This is a genomic window from Streptomyces sp. NPDC031466, assembly GCF_055581265.1.
The window spans coordinates 171,791-192,669 of the sequence record NZ_JBVIJT010000016.1 but is presented as its reverse complement, the minus strand read 5'-3'; the positions used below and the strand labels follow the sequence as shown (position 1 = coordinate 192,669).

At 70.0% G+C, this 20,879-nt stretch carries 13 protein-coding genes, 1 tRNA gene and 1 rRNA gene; 12 read left to right on the top strand and 3 right to left on the bottom strand.

From position 1 onward, the window contains the following. The 3 genes from rrf to ACZ5GP_RS32695 all read left to right on the top strand — a co-directional run. Nucleotides 1–91, top strand: a 5S ribosomal RNA gene (gene rrf / locus ACZ5GP_RS32705); the annotation flags it as partial. A gap of 115 nt (nucleotides 92–206) precedes the next feature. Then, complete coding sequence (locus ACZ5GP_RS32700) at nucleotides 207–869, top strand: DegT/DnrJ/EryC1/StrS family aminotransferase (protein ID WP_468754293.1); 663 nt, start codon at nucleotides 207–209, stop codon at nucleotides 867–869. 94 nt (nucleotides 870–963) lie between these two features. Further along, nucleotides 964–1,036, top strand: a tRNA-Thr gene (locus ACZ5GP_RS32695). 68 nt (nucleotides 1,037–1,104) lie between these two features. On the opposite strand, the gene ACZ5GP_RS32690 is transcribed toward ACZ5GP_RS32695, so the two are convergent. Continuing rightward, a complete protein-coding gene (locus tag ACZ5GP_RS32690) occupies nucleotides 1,105–3,789 on the bottom strand; it encodes a SpoIIE family protein phosphatase (RefSeq protein ID WP_468754284.1) in 2,685 nt (894 codons plus the stop codon). Nucleotides 3,790–4,060: 271 nt separating this feature from the next. Between ACZ5GP_RS32690 and ACZ5GP_RS32685 the strand changes: the two genes are divergently transcribed. The 9 genes from ACZ5GP_RS32685 (at nucleotide 4,061) to ACZ5GP_RS32645 (ending at nucleotide 18,564) form a co-directional block, all read left to right on the top strand. Next, complete coding sequence (locus ACZ5GP_RS32685; protein WP_468754283.1) at nucleotides 4,061–9,571, top strand: HAMP domain-containing protein; 5,511 nt, start codon at nucleotides 4,061–4,063, stop codon at nucleotides 9,569–9,571. Nucleotides 9,572–9,815: 244 nt separating this feature from the next. After that, nucleotides 9,816–10,499, top strand: a complete 684-nt coding sequence (locus tag ACZ5GP_RS32680) for a response regulator (protein WP_468754282.1) — start codon at nucleotides 9,816–9,818, stop codon at nucleotides 10,497–10,499. Nucleotides 10,500–10,624: 125 nt separating this feature from the next. Continuing rightward, the gene (locus ACZ5GP_RS32675; RefSeq protein WP_468754281.1) at nucleotides 10,625–13,399 is read left to right on the top strand and encodes a DNA translocase FtsK; all 2,775 of its coding nucleotides are present in this window, start codon (nucleotides 10,625–10,627) and stop codon (nucleotides 13,397–13,399) included. 186 nt (nucleotides 13,400–13,585) lie between these two features. Continuing rightward, on the top strand, nucleotides 13,586–14,488 hold the full coding sequence (locus ACZ5GP_RS32670; RefSeq protein ID WP_468754280.1) for a helix-turn-helix domain-containing protein: 903 nt from the start codon (nucleotides 13,586–13,588) through the stop codon (nucleotides 14,486–14,488). Between the two features lie 137 nt (nucleotides 14,489–14,625). Then, nucleotides 14,626–16,098 carry a 30S ribosomal protein S12 methylthiotransferase RimO gene (gene rimO, locus ACZ5GP_RS32665; protein WP_468754279.1) on the top strand — a complete coding sequence of 491 codons (1,473 nt, stop codon included), beginning with the start codon at nucleotides 14,626–14,628 and terminating at the stop codon, nucleotides 16,096–16,098. Then, a complete protein-coding gene (gene pgsA, locus ACZ5GP_RS32660) occupies nucleotides 16,095–16,796 on the top strand; it encodes a CDP-diacylglycerol--glycerol-3-phosphate 3-phosphatidyltransferase (RefSeq protein ID WP_468754278.1) in 702 nt (233 codons plus the stop codon). The genes rimO and pgsA overlap by 4 nt, the downstream gene beginning before the upstream one ends. A 26-nt stretch (nucleotides 16,797–16,822) precedes the next feature. Further along, the gene (locus ACZ5GP_RS32655; protein WP_468754277.1) at nucleotides 16,823–17,374 is read left to right on the top strand and encodes a CinA family protein; all 552 of its coding nucleotides are present in this window, start codon (nucleotides 16,823–16,825) and stop codon (nucleotides 17,372–17,374) included. A gap of 109 nt (nucleotides 17,375–17,483) precedes the next feature. Further along, entirely contained in the window at nucleotides 17,484–17,858 is a 375-nt protein-coding gene (locus ACZ5GP_RS32650) for a helix-turn-helix domain-containing protein (protein ID WP_358581988.1), read from the top strand. Nucleotides 17,859–18,093: 235 nt separating this feature from the next. Further along, nucleotides 18,094–18,564: a Dps family protein gene (locus ACZ5GP_RS32645; protein WP_468754276.1), complete on the top strand. Its 471-nt coding sequence runs from the start codon at nucleotides 18,094–18,096 to the stop codon at nucleotides 18,562–18,564. Between the two features lie 526 nt (nucleotides 18,565–19,090). Here the strand turns inward: ACZ5GP_RS32645 and ACZ5GP_RS32640 are convergent. Continuing rightward, nucleotides 19,091–19,924, bottom strand: coding sequence for an SDR family NAD(P)-dependent oxidoreductase (locus ACZ5GP_RS32640; RefSeq protein ID WP_468754275.1), 834 nt, complete (start codon nucleotides 19,922–19,924; stop codon nucleotides 19,091–19,093). A gap of 100 nt (nucleotides 19,925–20,024) precedes the next feature. Beyond that, nucleotides 20,025–20,825 (bottom strand): Fpg/Nei family DNA glycosylase, encoded by an 801-nt coding sequence (locus ACZ5GP_RS32635; RefSeq protein ID WP_468754274.1) that lies wholly within the window; start codon nucleotides 20,823–20,825, stop codon nucleotides 20,025–20,027. Nucleotides 20,826–20,879: the final 54 nt, after the last annotated feature.

Genomic DNA, 20,879 nt, shown 5'->3' with positions numbered 1-20,879 from the left:
GCCCGGTTACATTCCGAACCCGGAAGCTAAGCCTCACAGCGCCGATGGTACTGCAGGGGGGACCCTGTGGGAGAGTAGGACGCCGCCGAACTAATCTTGATAGAGCTGGTCCCTGAACTTCGGTTCAGGGACCAGCTCTTTTTTGTTTCACGTAACTTGCTGTTCACGTTGTGCGACCAACATCCGCAGACATGGGGACAGTGGGAATGTTGCGTGCCGCCGGCGTCGGTACCGGTGACGAGGTCGTCGTGCCCGCCTACGGGAACACCGAGGTCGCCGAAGCGGTGGTCCTCGCCGGAGCGCTGCCGGTCTTCGCCGACATAGAGCCGGCGACGTACTGCCTCGACCCGGAAGCCGTCGCCGCCGCGGTGACCCCGCGTACGGCCGCCGTCATCGTCGTACACCGCTTCGGGCACCAGGCCGACGTACGACGACTTCGCGACGTAGGGCAGCGGCACGGGCTGCTCGTCCTGGAGCACGGTGAGGCGCAGGCCGCGGACGACGGCGTCGAACGCCGGCGGGCCCATGCCGCGTACCTCAGCGGGCGGCTCAGCGGAGTCGTGACGCCGGACGGCGGGGACGGGCACAGCTACCAGCAGTACGTGGTGCGCGTGCCCGGCAACGGGCGGCCCGACCGGGACGCCTTCGCACGCGCCGTACGGGCCAGGGGAGTCAACTGCTGGGTGCCCGTGAAGACACCGGCGCACCGACTGCCGCGGTTCCGGCGTGACGTGTGCCTGCCCGAGACGGAGCGGGCCGCGGACGAGACACTGGCGCTTCCGGTCGACGCGTCCATGACCCGGCGAGACCTCCAGCGCGTCGTCTCAGCGTGCAATGCCTTGGGCGGCCTTCTGCAGCCCGCCTTCTGACAGGGGCGAGAAGAAGGAAACGGCGGTTCGGAGCACCCTCGTTTTCAGGTATGATCTATTTCGTTGCCGCGGGGAAAACCCCAAAGCGCAGCAGGCCCCTATAGCTCAGTCGGTAGAGCGTCTCCATGGTAAGGAGAAGGTCAGCGGTTCGATTCCGCTTGGGGGCTCAAATAAAGAAGGCCTCCGTCCTGTGGGACGGAGGCCTTCTTTGTGTTGAGGCCTTCTCGCGACGTGTTCAGTCGGTCTGGAGACCAGGGACGCGCATCGCGAGGATCGCCATGTCGTCCGAGGGCGCGTCCGAGGCGAAACGCTCCACCGCGCGCATGATGCGCGCCGCCACCGCGCCGGCCGTAAGCCCCGTGCAGGTCGTCAGGACATCCGCGAGGCCGTCGTCGCCGAGCATGCGGGTGCCCTCACGGCGCTCGGTGACGCCGTCCGTCACGCACAGCAGGACGTCGCCGGGGTCGAGCGTCATCGTCTCCTCGTACAGTTCGAGGTCGTCCATGACGCCGAGCAGCGGCTGCGGTTCCGCGAACGGTTCGACCGTGCCGTCCTGGCGCAGGCGCAGCGGCAGCGGGTGACCGGCACAGACGATCTTGAGGACGGCGGAACCGTCCTCCTGCGGCCACAGCTCGCCGTACAGCAGGGTCAGGAAGCGGCTGCGGGCGCCTTCGTCGAGGATCGCCGCGTTCAGGCGCTCCAGGACGGCGGGGCCGCCGAAGCCCTCGCGGGCGAGCAGGCGCAGGGCGTGCCGGGCCAGGCCCGTGACGGCCGCGGCCTCGGGGCCCGTGCCGCAGACGTCGCCGATCGCGAAGCCGTACGCGCCGTCGCGGATCGGGAAGAGGTCGTAGAAGTCACCGCCGACCTCGTTGCCCTCGCCGGCCGCGCGGTAGATGACCTCGACCTCCACGCCCGGGATCTGGGGGAGGCCGGGCGGCAGCAGGCTGCGCTGGAGGGACTGGCTGATGGCCGTGCGCTCGGAGTACAGGCGGGCGTTGTCCAGGGCCAGGGCGGCTCGGCGGGAGAGATCTTCGGCCAATTCCAGGATCTCTTGGCGGAAGTGCTCGTCGGAGGGCTTACCGAGAGTGAGCATGCCGATGACACGGTTGCGCGCGACCAAGGGCAGGACCACCGTCTCGCCGCCCACCGCGGACGCGGTGGAGAGCGTCGTACCGATGCCGGAGCCCAGCGTCGGGGATTCGCCGAGGCCCAGGCTCCGCATGGAGGTGCGCAGGGCCGCCTGGTGCGCCGCCTCGGAGGGGGCGGACCAGATGCGGGCGCCCGGGGTGGGGACCGGGTCGGGCGGGGAGATCTTGGACAGCAGCGCCTTCAGACCGTCGATGCGCTCCTCGTCCTCGTGCAGGACGTACGAGAGGTAGGGCTCGGCGGACTGGTCGGCGATGGTGTAGACGGCGCACCAGGTGGCAAGCGTGGGGACGGTCATCTGGGCCATGAGCGCCAGCGTCTGGTCGCGGTCCAGCGTGCCCGCGAGGAGGTCGGAGGCCTCGACGAGGAAGGAGAGCGAACCGCGGCGGAGCCTTTCCAGCTCACCGAGGCGCGCGGACTCCACGGCGAGGGCGATTCGGTCGGCGGCGAACTGCAGGCGCAGGGCCTCCTCGTTCGAGTACCGGTCGGGGGCCTCGGCCGCGACTCCCAGGGAGCCGGTGAGGCGGCCCTCGACCTTGAGGGGGACCGTGACGACGGAACGCATGCCCGTGCCACCCAGGAGCGGGACGGCGCCGGGGACGACCGTGAGGTCCTCGTGGACGGCCGGCATGCGGGCCGAGCCGTAGCGCCCGGGGCCCGCCTCGACGGGGACGCGGGCGAAGCGCTGGCGGGCCGAGGGCAGGCCGGTGGAGGCGCGGACCTCAAGCTCCGTCTCGTCGTCGGTGGCCAGGAGGAGGAACGCCGCGTCGCCGTCGAGCATGTCGCGGGCGCGTTCCACGGTGCGCTGGAGCAGGCTGTCGAGGTCGTCGGGGGCGGGGGAGCCGATGAAGATCTCGAAGGGGTCGGCGGCGTTCGGCTCGCTGAGGGTGGCCTGCTCGGGAGTCGCGCCGCGAAGGGGGGTCTGGAGCACGGCGCGCTCCTCGTCCCGTACGAGCAGGCAGACCGTGGAGGGTTCGCCGTCGTTGTCGCGGACACGCAGGTGCGAGGCGTAGACGGGGATCACGCGGCCGTCGGACCCGCGGATGCCGTAGCTGCCCTCCCAGCGGGACAGCTGCAGGGCCTCGGCGATGCCCGTACTGGTGCCGGGGGTGTGCGGCCATGCCGCCAGATCGTTCAGGGGCTTGCCCATGACCTGCTCGGCGGCATAACCGAACAGCTCCTCCGCGTCTTCGTTCCAGGCGCAGATGGCGCCCACCCGGTCGATCTGGATGACGGCGACGCGGACCCTGCCGTCGGCGAGGGGCAGCAGGTCGGCGGGGAGCGAGGGGCCCGCGGTGCGGGTGCCCACCGGGCGGTGGGGGAGGTCGAGTTGGAACCAGACCTGCTTGTTCGTGGGGGTGTAGTCGACGCCCCAGCGGGTGGCGAGCGCGGCGCAGAGCTGGAGGCCGCGGCCGCCTTCGCGGTCCGGGCTGCCCATGCTGGCGGCGGACTGCTGGAGCGGGATCTCGCGCTCGGGATAGCGGTCGGAGACCTCGATGCGTACGGCGTCCTCACTGCGCAGGCACAGGACGTCGGCGGCCGTGCCGGCGTGCACCACCGCGTTGGTCACCAGCTCGCTGGTGAGGACCACCGCGTCGTCGACGATGTCGGAGAACCCCCAGCCCTGGAGGGTGTCGCGTACGAAGGAGCGGGCCGTGGCGACGGAACGCCCGACGGGCTCGAAGGTCGCAGCCGCACGCGCGGTGATCACAGCACTCCTCGTATGAGTATCGACGGCGTCGACCGTATCGACGCCCAGTTCTCCCGTACTCATGGTGCGGCCGCCCCTCCGATGCCCGCTTGTTCGTGTACCACCGCCCTGGCCGGGCAGGACCGGGGTGGTTGGACAGCCGGATGCAAGGTTACTTACCTTCGCCGTCCATGCTGATGCCGGTCGTCGGTGTTTCCGCCCGGAGGGTCTGCGGCCGGTGTGCGAAGCTGCCGAACTGTTATGGCCTGGTTCGGCCATGGTGAAACACTGGGCAGGCTTCATGGGGACAGCCCGAGCAGCCAAGCAGTAGGTCGACCCTTGCGGGAGGGACACAGTGGAGTCTGGCGCAGCGACGCGGGGCACTGACACGCGCGCGAAAGACGGACAGTCCCTGAACAAACAGCGCAAACCGCGTCACGGGACGACTGCCGCCGTGGACGCGGCGTCCCTCAACCGGCTGCTCGCCGCGCTGGTGGCGATGCGGGACGGCAATTTCCGGAAGCGGCTCACGGTCTCCGGCGACGACGTCATGTCGCAGATCGCCGCCGTCTTCAACGAGGTCGCCGACCGGAATCTGCACCTGACGGGGGAGCTCTCGCGGGTACGGCGCATGGTCGGACGTGAGGGAAAACTCACGGAACGGCTCGAGAGCGGGGCGAGCGAGGGCTCGTGGGCCGCCGCGATCGACGCGTCCAACGCCCTGGTCGACGATCTCGTACGTCCGGTCTCCGAGGTCGGCCGGGTGCTGTCCGCGGTGGCGGAGGGCGATCTGGAGCAGCGCATGGAGCTGCGGGCGCAGGGCGCGGACGGGAACGGCCATCCGCTGCGCGGGGAGTTCCTGAAGGTCGGGCGGACGGTCAACAACCTCGTCGACCAGCTGTCCACCTTCACCGACGAGGTCACGCGCGTGGCCAGCGAGGTCGGTACCGAGGGCAAGCTCGGCGGGCAGGCCAAGGTGCGCGGGATGTCCGGTTCGTGGAAGGACCTCACGGACTCGGTCAACACCATGGCGTACCGCCTGACGGCGCAGGTGCGGGACATCGCGCTGGTCACGACGGCCGTGGCGAAGGGCGACTTGTCCCGGAAGGTCACCGTTCACGTCGCCGGCGAGATGCTGGAGCTGAAGAACACCGTCAACACGATGGTGGACCAGCTCTCCTCGTTCTCGTCCGAGGTGACCCGCGTGGCCCGCGAGGTCGGCACGGAGGGCGAGCTCGGCGGCCAGGCGCAGGTGCCGGGTGTGGCGGGCGTGTGGAAGGACCTCACCGATTCGGTGAACCTGATGGCCGGCAACCTCACCGCCCAGGTGCGCGGCATCGCCGAGGTGACGACCGCGGTCGCGAACGGCGATCTGTCGCGGAAGGTCACGGTGAGCGCGCGCGGCGAGGTGGCCCAGCTCGCCGAGACGATCAACCAGATGACCGAGACCCTGCGCACGTTCGCGGACGAGGTCACGCGCGTCGCCAACGAGGTCGGTGCCGAGGGCCAGCTGGGCGGCCAGGCCAATGTGCCGGGCGCGGCGGGCACGTGGAAGGACCTGACCGACTCGGTCAACACGGTCTTCCGCAACCTCACGACCCAGGTGCGGGACATCGCGCAGGTGACGACGGCGGTGGCGAACGGCGACCTGTCGCAGAAGGTCACCGTGGACGTCGCGGGCGAGATGCTCGAGCTGAAGAACACCGTGAACACGATGGTGGACCAGCTCTCCGCCTTCGGTTCCGAGGTCACGCGGGTGGCGCGGGAGATCGGCGTCGAGGGTGAACTGGGCGGTCAGGCGCAGGTGCAGGGCGCGGCCGGCACCTGGAAGGACCTGACCGACTCGGTCAACACCGCCTTCCGCAACCTCACCGGGCAGGTGCGCAACATCGCGCAGGTGACGACGGCGGTGGCCAACGGCGACCTGTCGCAGAAGGTCACCGTCGACGTGTCCGGCGAGATGCTCCAGCTGAAGAACACCGTGAACACGATGGTGGACCAGCTGTCGTCCTTCGCCGACCAGGTCACGCGGATGGCGCGGGACGTGGGCACCGAGGGCCGTCTCGGCGGTCAGGCGCGCGTGGACGGCGTCAGCGGTACGTGGAAGGACCTCACCGACTCCGTCAACTTCATGGCGGGGAACCTGACCTCGCAGGTGCGTCAGATCGCGCAGGTGACGACGGCCGTGGCGCGCGGTGACCTGTCCCAGAAGATCGAGGTCGACGCGCGCGGCGAGATCCTGGAGCTGAAGAACACCATCAACACGATGGTCGACCAGCTCTCCGCCTTCGCCGACCAGGTGACCCGGGTGGCCCGTGAGGTGGGCACCGAGGGGCGTCTCGGCGGGCAGGCGCAGGTGCCGGGCGTCGCCGGTGTGTGGCGGGACCTGACGGACTCCGTGAACGGCATGGCCGGCAACCTCACCGCCCAGGTGCGCAACATCGCGCAGGTCGCGACGGCGGTGGCCCGCGGTGACCTGTCCCAGAAGATCGACGTGGACGCGCGCGGCGAGATCCTGGAGCTGAAGAACACCCTGAACACGATGGTCGACCAGCTCTCGGCCTTCGCGGAGCAGGTCACGCGGGTCTCCCGCGAGGTGGGCACCGACGGCATCCTGGGCGGCCAGGCCGAGGTCCAGGGCGTCTCGGGCACCTGGAAGGACCTCACGCAGTCCGTGAACGGCATGGCGAACAACCTCACCCTCCAGGTGCGGAACATCGCCGAGGTCACCACGGCCGTCGCCATGGGCGACCTCTCCAAGAAGATCACCGTCGACGCGAAGGGCGAGATCCTCGAACTCGTCACGACCGTCAACACCATGGTCGACCAGCTCTCCTCGTTCGCCGAGCAGGTCACGCGCGTGGCCCGCGAAGTGGGCACCGAGGGCCAGTTGGGCGGTCAGGCCCGGGTGCCGGGAGTCACCGGCATCTGGAAGGACCTGAGCGACAACGTCAACCTGATGGCCAACAACCTGACCAGCCAGGTCCGCAACATCTCCCAGGTCTCCGCGGCGGTCGCCAACGGCGACCTGACCAAGAAGGTCACGGTCGAGGCGCGCGGCGAGGTCGCGCAGCTCGCCGACACGGTCAACACCATGGTGACGACGCTGAGTTCGTTCGCCGACGAGGTCACGCGTGTGGCCCGCGAAGTGGGCACGGACGGCATCCTGGGCGGCCAGGCCCGCGTGCCGGGCGTCTCGGGTACGTGGAAGGACCTCACCGAGTCCGTGAACTCGATGGCGTCCAACCTGACCGGGCAGGTCCGCAACATCGCGATGGTCACCACCGCCATCGCCAAGGGCGACCTCACGAAGAAGATCGACATCGACGCCCGGGGCGAGATCCTGGAGCTCAAGACCACCATCAACACGATGGTGGACCAGCTGTCGTCGTTCGCCGAGCAGGTCACCCGGGTCGCCCGCGAGGTGGGCACGGAGGGGCAGCTGGGCGGCCAGGCACGCGTGCGTGACGTCGACGGCACGTGGCGGGACCTGACCGAGTCCGTGAACGAGATGGCCGGAAACCTCACCCGTCAGGTGCGCGCCATCGCCAAGGTCGCCACCGCGGTGACCCGCGGCGATCTCAACTTGAAGATCGAGGTCGACGCGGCCGGTGAGATCCAGGTCCTGCAGGACAACATCAACACGATGATCGCGAATCTCCGCGACACCACCCTCGCCAACAAGGAACAGGACTGGCTCAAGGGCAACCTCGCGCGGATCTCGGGCCTGATGCAGGGCCGCCGCGACCTGGAGGACGTCGCCTCGCTGATCATGAGCGAGCTGACGCCGGTGGTCTCCGCACAACACGGCGCGTTCTTCCTGGCGATGCCCACGGACGACGGCACGGACGTCGGGGGCGACAGCGAGGACGCGTACGAACTGCGCATGCTCGGCAGCTACGGCTACTCCATGGGGTCGATGCCGACGTCCTTCCGGCCCGGCGAGACACTGATCGGCACGGCCGCCAAGGAGCGGCGCACGATCCTCGTGGAGAACGCCCCCACCGGTTACCTGCGGATCGCCTCCGGTCTCGGGGAGGCGCCGCCCGCGCAGGTCATCGTGCTTCCGGTGCTCTTCGAGGGGACCGTTCTCGGCGTGATCGAGCTGGCCTCGTTCCAGCCCTTCACCCACATCCAGAAGGACTTCCTCAGCCAGATCGCCGAGATGATCGCGACGAGCGTCAACACCATCAGCGTCAACACGAAGACCGAGGTGTTGCTCAAGCAGTCGCAGGAGCTGACCGAGCAACTGCGCGAGCGCTCGGCCGAGTTGGAGAACCGGCAGAAGGCGCTCCAGGACTCCAACGCGGAGCTGGAGGAGAAGGCGGAGCTGCTGGCCCGGCAGAACCGCGACATCGAGGTCAAGAACACCGAGATCGAAGAGGCCAGGCAGGTCCTCGAGGAGCGGGCCGAGCAGCTCGCGGTCTCCATGCGCTACAAGTCGGAGTTCCTCGCGAACATGTCGCACGAGCTGCGCACGCCGCTCAACTCCCTGCTGATCCTCGCCAAGTTGCTCGCCGACAACGCGGACTCCAACCTCACCCCCAAGCAGGTGGAGTTCGCCGAGACGATCCACGGCGCGGGCTCCGACCTGCTCCAGCTCATCAACGACATCCTCGACCTCTCCAAGGTCGAGGCGGGCAAGATGGACGTCTCCCCGACACGCATCGCCCTTGTGCAACTCGTCGACTACGTAGAGGCCACTTTCCGGCCGCTGACCGCCGAGAAGGGACTCGACTTCTCCGTACGCGTGTCCCCCGAGTTGCCCGCCACCTTGCACACCGACGAGCAGCGTCTGCTCCAAGTGCTGCGCAATCTCCTGTCCAACGCGGTGAAGTTCACCGACACCGGAGCGGTCGAGCTGGTGATCCGGCACGCCAACAACGACGTGCCCGACGCGATCAGGGAGCAGCTCCTGGAGGCGGGCTCGCTGCGGGACGCGGGAGCCGACCTGATCGCCTTCTCCGTGACGGACACCGGCATCGGCATCGCGGCCAGCAAGATGCGGGTCATCTTCGAGGCCTTCAAGCAGGCCGACGGGACGACCAGCCGCAAGTACGGCGGCACCGGTCTCGGTCTGTCCATCAGCCGGGAGATCGCGCGCCTGCTCGGCGGTGAGATCCACGCCCAGAGCGAGCCGGGCCGCGGCTCGACCTTCACGCTCTATTTGCCCCTGCACGCCAGCGAACTGCCGCCCCAGGGCTACGCACAGCTGACGCCCGCTCCCTCGGCGGCGGAGCTGCCCGCGGCCGAGGGCACTTCGGCGGCGGCCGAGACCGCGACCCCGGACGAGAGCGGAGCGGCACGGCGGGAGACGCCGGCGGGTCCCGCGGCGCTCTTCCGGCGCCGCCGCCGGTCGGTGTCCCCGCCGGAGCAGTCGTCCATGACACCGGGACAGCCGACGGCCGGGGCACAGGACCAGCGCCGGCCGGAGCAGTGGCCCGCCGCCCCGGCGCAGGAGGCGCAGCCCGCGCGGCGCGGCTTCCACTTCGACGGCGAGAAGGTTCTGATCGTCGACGACGACATCCGCAACGTCTTCGCGCTCACCAGCGTCCTGGAGCAGCACGGCCTCTCGGTGCTGTACGCGGAGAACGGCCGCGAGGGCATCGAAGTGCTGGAGCAGCACGATGACGTGACGGTCGTTCTGATGGACATCATGATGCCCGAGATGGACGGGTACGCGACGACGACGGCGATCCGCAGGATGCCGCAGTTCGCCGGGCTCCCGATCATCGCGCTCACGGCGAAGGCCATGAAGGGCGACCGGGAGAAGGCGATCGAGTCCGGAGCTTCCGACTACGTCACCAAGCCGGTCGATCCCGATCACCTGTTGTCGGTGATGGAGCAGTGGATGCGCGGTCAGTGACCGAGAACCGGCTTCGTCACACGGAGTTGCTGACAGAGTGTGGCCGAGGTCGTGTAGAACGACGGTATGCGGGGAACCTTCTGGTCTCCCACCGCGTTTCTGCTACGTGCACAGTGACATCGCGGTGACAGGGTGTGGCGACAGGCGGGGTGCGGCTACGATGACCGGCACAAGGACGGGCGGCGCAAGGGAGTCGTCCTCTGGGGCGGCGCCCGGTGTTTCGCCGGGGCGAGGAGGGCGGGCCATGGTGCAGAAGGCCAAGATCCTCCTGGTCGATGACCGGCCGGAGAATCTGCTGGCGCTGGAGGCCATCCTCTCTGCGCTCGATCAGACACTGGTGCGGGCATCTTCCGGGGAGGAAGCGCTCAAAGCACTACTCACGGACGACTTCGCGGTCATCCTGCTGGATGTTCAGATGCCGGGAATGGACGGTTTCGAAACCGCCGCGCACATCAAGCGGCGGGAGCGGACCCGGGACATCCCGATCATCTTCCTCACCGCCATCAACCACGGGCCGCACCACACCTTCCGGGGTTACGCGGCGGGCGCGGTGGACTACATCAGCAAACCGTTCGACCCGTGGGTGCTGCGCGCGAAGGTCTCGGTCTTCGTCGAGCTGTACATGAAGAACTGCCAACTGCGCGAGCAGGCAGCCCTGCTGCGTCTCCAGCTCGAAGGCGGCGGCAAGTCGGCGCCCGGCGAGCCCAAGGAGTCGGCGGGTCTGCTCGCCGAGCTGTCGGCGCGGCTCGCGGCCGTCGAGGAACAGGCCGAGGCGCTCTCCAAGCAGCTCGACGACGAGTCGGCGGACGCGGCGGCGGTGGCCACCGCCGCCCATCTCGAACGCAAACTGACCGGCCTGCGGCGGGCTCTTGACGCCCTGGAACCGGGCACCGGCACCAGCGCCCCCTCGGTCCCCTCGCAGAACTGACGGGGCGTCCCGCCCCGCGGACCCGGTGAACCTCCGTCAGTTCACCGCCTCCGCAGGGGCGACACGAACGGGTGAAGCGGTGGGCACACGTGTCCGCAATGGTCGACAGCGGTAACCTCACACCCATGGCCTCACGTCAGTCCGCAGCCAAGAAGACGCCCGCGAAGAAGGCGGCCGCGCCGACGAAGGCTCCGGTGAGGAAGGCCGCCGCCAGGCCGCCCGTGAAAAGGGCCGCGCCGAAGAAGGCGCCCGCGAGGAAGGCCCCGGCCAAGAAGGTCGCGGCGAGGCGGCCGGCTCCCGCGCCCGCCCCCAGCGCCACCAGCGGCCTGTACCGCCTGGTGCGTGCCGTGTGGCTCGGCGTCGCCCACGCGGTCGGCGCGATGTTCCGCGGCATAGGGCGCGGCGCGAAGGGACTCGACCCGGCCCACCGCAAGGACGGCCTCGCGCTGCTGCTGCTCGGCATCGCCCTGATCGTCGCCGCGGGCACCTGGTCGAACCTGCGGGGGCCGGTCGGCGAACTGGTCGAGGTCCTGGTCACCGGCGCCTTCGGCCGCCTCGACCTGCTCGTGCCGCTCCTGGTCGGCTCCATCGCCGTACGCCTCATCCGCCACCCGGAGCGGCCCGAGGCCAACGGCCGCATCGTGATCGGCCTGTCCGCCCTGGTCATCGGGGTCCTCGGCCAGGTCCATGTCGCGTGCGGCGCACCGGCCCGCAGCGACGGCATGCAGGCGATAAGGGACGCCGGCGGACTGATCGGCTGGGGCGCCGCCACGCCGCTGACCTTCACCATGGGCGACATCCTCGCGGTGCCGCTGCTGGTGCTGCTCACCGTCTTCGGGCTGCTGGTCGTCACGGCCACCCCCGTCAACGCCATCCCGCAGCGGCTGCGGCTGCTCGGCATCAAGCTCGGCGTGATCCAGCCGGAACTCGGGGCGGAGGACTTCGCTGACGACGACTACGACTACGACGCCGACTACGACGAGCAGTGGCGTCAGGCGCCGCCCGCCCGCTCCGCCCGGCGCCGCGCCCCCGACGCGTACGCGCCCGACCTCGCCGAGGAGGAGGCGCTCACCAAACGGCGCAGGCCGCGCAGGACTCCCGTACATCCGGACGCCGTGGACGTGGCGGCGGCCGCCGCCGCCGATCTGGACGGTGCCGTGCTGCACGGCATGCCGCCCTCGCCGCTGGTCGCGGATCTGACGCAGGGCGTCTCCGGGGAGCAGGAGGAGCGCGCGCGCACGGCTCCGGTACCGCCGGCGCGGGCCACCGGCGCCCCCGTACCCGGCGAGCTGAAGAAGAAGCCGCAGGAGTCCGCCCGGAACCTGGGGGAGCCGGCGCGCAGTGTCGTGCCGGACCTCACCAAGTCCGCTCCGGAGACCCCGCGCGAGCTGCCGCCGCGCGCCGAGCAGCTCCAGCTCGCCGGCGACATCACGTACGCGCTGCCCTCACTCGACCTGCTGGAGCGCGGCGGACCCGGCAAGACCCGCAGCGCCGCCAACGACGCCGTGGTGGCCTCGCTGACGAACGTGTTCACGGAGTTCAAGGTGGACGCCGTCGTCACCGGCTTCACGCGTGGCCCGACGGTCACGCGCTACGAGATCGAGCTCGGCCCCGCCGTGAAGGTCGAGAAGATCACGGCGCTGGCCAAGAACATCGCGTACGCGGTCGCCTCCCCGGACGTGCGGATCATCTCGCCGATCCCCGGCAAGTCCGCGGTCGGCATCGAGATCCCCAACACCGACCGCGAGATGGTCAACGTCGGAGACGTCCTGCGCCTCGCGGACGCCGCCGAGGACGACCACCCGATGCTGGTGGCGCTCGGCAAGGACGTCGAGGGCGGCTACGTCATGGCCAACATGGCGAAGATGCCGCACATCCTGGTCGCCGGAGCCACTGGTTCGGGTAAGTCGTCGTGCATCAACTGCCTGATCACTTCGATCATGATAAGAGCGACGCCCGAGGACGTGCGGATGGTCCTCGTCGACCCCAAGCGCGTCGAGCTCACGGCGTACGAGGGCATCCCGCACCTGATCACGCCCATCATCACCAACCCCAAGAAGGCCGCGGAGGCCCTCCAGTGGGTCGTACGCGAGATGGATCTGCGCTACGACGACCTCGCCGCCTTCGGCTACCGCCACATCGACGACTTCAACCAGGCCGTGCGCGAGGGCAAGCTCAAGACGCCCGAGGGCAGCGAGCGGGAGCTGCAGCCCTACCCGTATCTGCTGGTGATCGTGGATGAGCTGGCCGACCTGATGATGGTCGCGCCGCGCGACGTCGAGGACTCGATCGTGCGCATCACGCAGCTCGCGCGCGCGGCCGGCATCCACCTGGTGCTCGCCACACAGCGGCCCTCGGTGGACGTCGTGACCGGTCTGATCAAGGCGAACGTCCCTTCACGGCTCGCCTTCGCGACCTCCTCGCTGGCGGACAGCCGCGTCATCCTCGACCAACCGGGTGCCGAGAAACTCATCGGAAAGGGTGACGGTCTCTTCCTGCCGATGGGGGCGAACAAGCCCACCCGAATGCAGGGCGCGTTCGTCACCGAGGACGAGATCCACGCGGTGGTCCAGCACTGCAAGGACCAGATGGCGCCCGTCTTCCGCGACGACGTGACCGTCGGCAGCAAGCAGAAGAAGGAGATCGACGAGGACATCGGCGACGACCTCGACCTGCTGTGTCAGGCCGCTGAGCTGGTCGTATCCACCCAGTTCGGGTCCACGTCGATGCTCCAGCGCAAGCTGCGCGTCGGCTTCGCCAAGGCCGGCCGGCTGATGGACCTCATGGAGTCGCGCTCCATCGTGGGTCCCAGCGAGGGCTCCAAGGCACGTGACGTCCTGGTGAAGCCCGACGAGCTGGACGGCGTGCTCGCCGTGATCCGCGGGGAGGCTCACCCGTAAGGGTCGCGAGGCAACCGTTTCCCCCGGGCATACGTCAAGTTGAGGAAGGGGACAGCACAATGTCCCGCCATCAGGATGTCCGGCCATTCCGATGGCGTACAAAGTCCGTCCGTCCGGTTGCCCCACCCTTTCTCGGCCCCCGTAAACTGAACCTCCGGCAGGTGGCTACACGCGAAAGGCGCCCCCGTGTCCATCGGCAACTCCCCTGAAGACGACCGACCTTCGGACGACCGCCTCGACCGAATCGCCGGCCCCGCACCCGACGGCCCGGCGGACGACACCCCGGCAGGTGACCTCCGGGACGACGACCGGCCCTCGATCGGCACCGCCCTGCGCCAGGCCCGCGTCGCCGCCGGCCTGACCGTGGACGAGATCAGCACCTCCACCCGGGTGCGGATCCCCATCGTGCACGCCATCGAACAGGACGACTTCTCCCGCTGCGGCGGCGACGTGTACGCGCGCGGCCACATCAGGACGCTGGCGCGCGCCGTGGGGCTCGAACCGGCCCCGCTGCTCGCCCGGTACGACGAGGGCCGCGGCGGCCGACCGCCCGCGCCCACATCCGCGGCGCCCCTCTTCGAGGCCGAGCGCATCCGCTCCGACCCGCGCCGGCCGAACTGGACCGCCGCCATGGTGGCCGCGATCGTCGCGGTGATCGGCTTCGTCGGCTTCACCGCGTTCAACGGCGGCGACGAGAGCGACGGATCGAAGTCGGTCGCCGAGGGCACCTCGGCCGGCGGCACCAAGCCCGCCCCCAGGCCCAAGCCCGCCAAGCCCGCCGACCCCAAGCCCGACCCCTCGGACAGCGCCATCGCCGGCGTGCCCCGGGACAAGGTCACGGTCAGGGTCGACGCCGCCGACGGCCGCAGCTGGATCTCGGCGAAGGACCACAGCGGCCGCACCCTCTTCGACGGCGTCCTGGAGCAGGGCCAGGCCAAGACCTTCCAGGACAAGCAGAAGATCGACCTCGTCCTCGGCGACGCGGGCGCGATCGACCTGTTCGTGAACGGCAAGCCGGTCCAGAACGAATTCGAGCCCGGCCAGGTGGAGCGCCTCACGTACACCAAGGGCGACCCGGAAGTCGGCTGACCGGTGCCGGACAGGCCCTGACCTGCGCCGCGGCAAGGACCCCGGTGACCTCCGGGTGACGCGCCGGGGGCCGTGGGCCGACTGCCGGGTAACCCTGGCGGCGGGTGCCGAGGCGTGGACGAAGTAGTCTTGAGAGCATGCCCGAACGCCGCACCGTCGCCCTTGTCACTCTTGGCTGCGCCCGTAACGAGGTGGACTCGGAGGAGCTCGCAGGCCGCTTGGAGGCGGATGGCTGGCAGCTCGTCGAGGACGCCGAGGACGCGGATGTCGCCGTCGTCAACACCTGTGGCTTCGTCGAAGCCGCCAAGAAGGACTCCGTCGACGCCCTGCTCGAAGCCAATGACCTCAAGGGCCACGGCAAGACCCAGGCCGTCGTCGCGGTCGGCTGCATGGCCGAGCGGTACGGCAAGGAACTCGCCGACGCGCTCCCCGAGGCCGACGGCGTACTCGGGTTCGACGACTACTCCGACATCTCCAACCGGCTGCAGACCATCCTGAGCGGCGGCAGCGTCGAGGCGCACACCCCGCGCGACCGGCGCAAGCTGCTGCCGATCAGCCCCGCGGAGCGCCAGGACGCCGGGGCGGGTGTCGCCCTGCCCGGGCACGCCCCCGTGGCCGCCCCCAAGGACCTGCCCGAGGGCGTCGCGCCCGCGTCGGGGCCGCGCGCCCCGCTGCGCCGCCGCCTCGGCACCAGCCCCGTCGCCTCCGTGAAGCTGGCCTCGGGCTGCGACCGGCGCTGTTCGTTCTGCGCCATTCCGTCCTTCCGCGGCTCCTTCATCTCGCGCCGCCCCTCCGACGTCCTCGGTGAGACCCGCTGGCTCGCCGAGCAGGGCGTCAAGGAGGTCATGCTCGTCTCCGAGAACAACACCTCGTACGGCAAGGACCTCGGCGACATCCGCCTCCTGGAGACGCTCCTGCCCGAGCTGGCCGCCGTCGACGGGATCGAGCGGGTGCGGGTCAGCTATCTGCAGCCCGCCGAGATGCGGCCCGGCCTCATCGACGTCCTCACCTCGACGGAGAAGGTCGCCCCCTACTTCGACCTGTCCTTCCAGCACTCCGCGCCCGGCGTGCTGCGCGCGATGCGGCGCTTCGGTGACACCGACCGCTTCCTGGAGCTGCTGGAGACCATCCGGTCCAAGGCGCCGCAGGCCGGTGTCCGGTCCAACTTCATCGTCGGCTTCCCCGGCGAGACCGAGAGCGACCTCGCGGAGCTGGAGCGCTTCCTCACCGGCGCGCGCCTGGACGCCATCGGCGTCTTCGGCTACTCGGACGAGGAGGGCACCGAGGCGGCGACGTACGACCAGAAGCTGGACCAGGACGTCGTCGACGAGCGGCTCGCGTACATCGCCCGGCTCGCGGAGGACCTGACCTCGCAGCGCGCCGAGGAGCGGCTCGGCGAGAGCGTCGAGGTCCTCGTCGAGTCCCTGGACGAGGAAGAGGGGCCGCTGGGCCGCGCCGCGCACCAGGCCCCGGAGACGGACGGCCAGATCCGTCTGACGGGCACCACCGGTGGGGACGGCCTGCGGGTCGGCCGTATGGTCGTGGCAAAGGTCGTCGGCACGGAGGGCGTGGACTTGGTGGCTGAGTGTCTCGAGGAGGCCGGCAGATGACCGGCGTCCCGGCATCCGCGTCAGGCGGTCCCGGCACGCACGGCGCCCAGGGCGCCAAGCCGGCGCGTGGCGGGAAGCTGGGTGCTGCGGCCGTCAATCAGGCCAGCCTGTGGAACGTCGCCAACCTCCTCACCATGGTCCGGTTGCTGCTCGTCCCGGGCTTTGTGATGCTGTTGCTCGGCAATGGCGGCCATGACCCGGCCTGGCGGTCGTTCGCCTGGGCCGCCTTCGCGGTCGCCATGATCACCGACCTTTTCGACGGGCACCTGGCCCGGACGTACAACCTGGTCACGGACTTCGGGAAGATCGCGGACCCGATCGCCGACAAGGCGATCATGGGGGCCGCGCTGATCTGCCTGTCCTGGCTCGGTGACCTGCCGTGGTGGGTCACCGGGGTGATCCTGGGACGTGAGCTGGGCATCACGCTGTTGCGGTTCTGGGTGATCCGTTATGGAGTCATTCCGGCCAGCCGCGGCGGCAAGATGAAGACGCTGGCGCAGGGCACGGCCGTCGGGATGTACGTTCTCGCCCTGACGGGACCGCTCGCGACGCTGCGGTTCTGGATGATGGCGGTCGCCGTCGTGCTGACGGTGGTGACCGGACTCGACTATGTGAAGCAGGCCGTGGTGCTGCGCAAGCAGGGCATGGCCGAGGAACGTGCGGCGGAGACCGAATCCGCCCGGGAGGCCGCGAAGTGACATCCCCCGGACTCTCCGCTTCCGCGGTGACAGCGAGCAAGTTGCTGCGGCTCCTCGCCGCGCGCGGCGAGACGCTGGCGGCCGCCGAGTCGCTCACGGGGGGTCTGGTGGCCGCCGAGGTGACGGCCGCGCCCGGGGCCTCGATGGTCTTCCGGGGCTCCGTGACGGCGTACGCCACCGACCTGAAGCGGGACGTGCTCGGCGTCGACGGCACCCTGCTGGACGAACGCGGGGCCGTGGATCCCGAGGTCGCGCGTCAGATGGCGGTCGGCGTGCGCAAGGCGCTCGGCGCCGACTGGGGCATCGCGACCACCGGTGTGGCGGGGCCCGAGCCCCAGGACGGCAAGCCCGTCGGGACCGTTTTCGTGGCGGTCGCGGGGCCCGGCCAGGACGGCGTGCCGGGTTACGCCGATGGCGGAGCCGAGGGGAAAGTCTCCGCCCTGCGGTTGAACGGAGACCGTACGGAAATCCGTATGGAGAGTGTACGGAGCGTGCTCACGCTGCTGCTCAAGCAGCTCTCGGGCGAAGCCGCCGGGAACAGAGGGACACAGGATACGGAACAGAACGGGGGGTACTGATGTTTGCAGCCCTGAGTGAACACGACATCGCTCCCCGCACGGCCGCCGCGCGAGGCGGTACGGTGGGGCGTGAAGGATGCGGCTACGCGGTCCGAGGAGGGAGCCACCGATGATTCTGCTCCGTCGCCTGCTGGGTGACGTGCTGCGTCGGCAGCGCCAGCGCCAGGGCCGTACTCTGCGCGAAGTCTCCTCGTCCGCCCGAGTCTCGCTCGGCTATCTCTCCGAGGTGGAGCGGGGGCAGAAGGAGGCTTCCTCCGAGCTGCTTTCCGCGATCTGCGACGCGCTTGACGTACGGATGTCCGAGCTGATGCGTGAAGTGAGCGACGAACTGTCGCTCGCCGAGCTGGCTGAGTCTGCAACTGTCACGGAGCCGGTGCGTGCGCCGGTTCGCCCGATGCTCAATTCCGTCTCGGTGGCCGGTGTGCCGCCGGACCGAGTCACGATCAAGGCTCCGGCCGAGGCGGTGGACGTCGTCGCGGCGTGATCGCCGTATGGCGTCACCGAGCGGCTGAGCGCCCTGCCAGCGGAAGGTCCCGACCGGATATCCGGTCGGGACCTTCCGCGTTCTCCCCTGGGGCGAAACGTCCTGTGCGGTGGGACGGACGTCCTGTGTAGAAGCTCCCGAAGGGGATAGAAGACCTCTTGATCAGCCATATTGGCGTACTTATGCCATGGTTGATGAGGATTTCTCTCGATCGTCGATGAGTTGGAGGAGACAGATGTACGTCGCCAAGAGCCCGCTGTCCGACGCGGATCAGAAGACGGTCTCGGAGGCGCTGCAGGGCGCGCTGGTGGACCTGGTCGACCTCTCCCTGGTGGCCAAGCAGGTCCACTGGAACGTGATCGGCCCGCGCTTCCGCTCCGTACATCTGCAGCTCGACGAGGTCGTGGACACCGCCAGGCAGCACTCCGACACGGTGGCGGAGCGCGCCTCGACGCTGGGTGTCTCGCCCGACGGGCGTGCGGCGACCGTCGCGCAGAGCACCGGCATCGGCAAGACCCCCGAGGGTTGGATCAAGGACTCGGACGCGATCGGCGTCCTCGTGGACGCGCTCGGCGCGGTGATCACGCGGTTCCGTGCGCGGATCGACGCGACCGGTGAGGCCGACCCGGTCAGCCAGGACATCTTCATCGGCATCACGGCCGACCTGGAGAAGCACCACTGGATGTTCCAGGCGGAGAACGGCTGAGCCCCGTCGTTCGACGGTGGGCCTGGGTGCCCGGGAGTCCGGCGGCGGGACTCGGGGTGGCGCCTGTCCGGGGCGGTGCCTCGGCTTGGCGCTCCGTGCGCCGTGTAGTGCTTCCGTTGCCGGTGGTACGCCCTCCCGAGGGGTGAACCAGGGCGTTTAGCGTCGATCTCGCGTCGGCGGGAGGTGGCAGCCGTGATAGCCGAGAGCGTGACAGCCGTGGCGTGGCGGATCGTGCGCTGGGTGCCTGCCCTTGGTTTCGGGGCGCTGTGGTGGTGGGGAGTGCTGAGGCTCGCCTGCACGTCCGACGCGGGGGCCCTGGAAGGGGCTGCCGCGATCGGAGGGTGGGGGCTGAGCCTCCTTCCCGTGCACTGTGTGCCGGAAACCCGGGCCCTGGGGCCGGCGAGGGCCCGAGCCCGGGCACGGGCTGAGCGGCGGTCGGCCGGCGAGCTTGCGGCGGGGGAGCCTGTGGCTGGGGGGCTTGCCCGTGATGGGCGTGCGGGGCCGGTGGGGCCGGGCAAGGCGCGGGTCACCAGGGCATGGCGACGCCGCCGTTGGGGCGGAGGATCTGGCCCGTCGTGAAGGAAGAGGCGTCGGAGGCCAGATGCAGCACGGCATGCGCGATCTCGTCCGGTTCGCCCACGCGGCCCAGGGGTGACATCCGCGCCATCATTGCCTCGGTGTGGGCTTGGGCCCGCGCGTCGTGGCGCTCGGTCATCGGGGTGCGGATCCAGCCCGGTGCGATGGCGTTGACCCGGATGCCGTGGGGGCCCATTTCTGTTGCCAGGGTCCTGGTGAGCTGGACGACGGCGGCTTTCGCCGCGCCGTAGCAGAGAAGACCGGGGGCGCCGGTGTCCACCGCCCCCGAGGCCATGGTGATGATGCTGCCGCCTGCGAGGCTTGCGGTGCCTGTGGGTGGGTTCACCTCCGGTGCCGGGTCCCGGTTCGCATGGATCATGGTGCGGGCTGCCGCCTGACACGCGTACAGCACGCCCTTGAAATTGATGTTCATGACCCGGTCGAGGTCCTCGTCGCGCGTCTCCAGGACCGGGCTGCTGTGCATGACTCCGGCGATGGCCGCCATGACGTCGAGCCGGCCATGGGGCGCGGCGGTCGCGGCGGCCATGACGGCTCGGTCGACCTGCTCTTTGTCGGTGACGTCCAGCGGGTGTGTGTGCGCTTCGCCGCGGGCCGTTCTCTTGATGAGCGTCGCGGTCTCGTCGAGCCCCTGGGTGTCGCGGTCGGCGCAGTGGACGGTGGCGCCCGCCTCGGCCAGGAGCAGGGCCGACGCCCGGCCGATACCGCCGGCGGCACCGGTGACGAACGCGGTGCGTCCCGTGAGGTCGTACGCCTTGAGGGGCATGACGGGACGGTACGACCGGATCTGACGGGGCGTCAACCGGCCGGGCGGGGCGCGTGTGGGTATGCGCGCGCGTATGCGGGAGCGGGGACCGGCCGTCGGGTCAGGGGGTCGGACCCTGCTGGCAGGCCGGGCACCAGTAGGTGGGGCGGCTGCGCGTGCCGTCGCCCTGCTCCGCCACCCGGAGCGGGGTGCCGCAGCGCAGGCAGGGTTGACGCGCGCGGCCGTACACGTACAGGCGGTGGCCGGGGCGGTCACGGCCCGTGGTGGTACGGGAGGGGCGGTGGCGGTTCGCCTCCAGGAGCTTCTTGGAGAGGACGGGGAGACGGGCCGCCAGATCCTCGGAGAGCTCGCCGACGGGGAGCCAGGGAGTGACCCTCAGGAGGAAGCAGAGCTCGCTCTTGTAGACGTTGCCGATCCCGGCGAGATTCCGCTGGTCCAAGAGGGCTTCACCGAGGGCGCGTTCCGGTGTGGCCCGGAGGTTGGTCAGTGCGCGTTCGGGGTCCCAGTCCGGGCCGAGGAGGTCGGGGCCCAGGTGGCCCACGGCCTTGTCCTCGTCGGCGGTGCGGAGCAGTTCGAGGACGGGCAGGCGGTATCCGACGGCGGTGCGCTCGGCGGTGCCGAGGATGGCCCGGATCTGGTGGCCCGGGCCGCCGCGCCAGGGCTCGCCGGGGGCGTAGATCCGCCAGGCGCCGTCCATGCGGAGGTGGGAGTGCAGGGTGAGCCCGCCCTCGATCCGCGTGAGCAGGTGCTTTCCCCTCGGGGTCACGTCCAGGACGGTGCGGCCGGTGAGGTCGACCGTCGCGAGCTTGGGCACGCGGAGATCGGAGCGCGTGAGGGTGTGCCCCGCGAGGGCACTGTGCAGCCGCTGGGCTGCCTGGTGGACGGTGTCTCCTTCGGGCATGGCTCCAGGGTGGCACGGGGGTGGGCGGTACGGGGGGTGGCGGTGAGGGTGGGT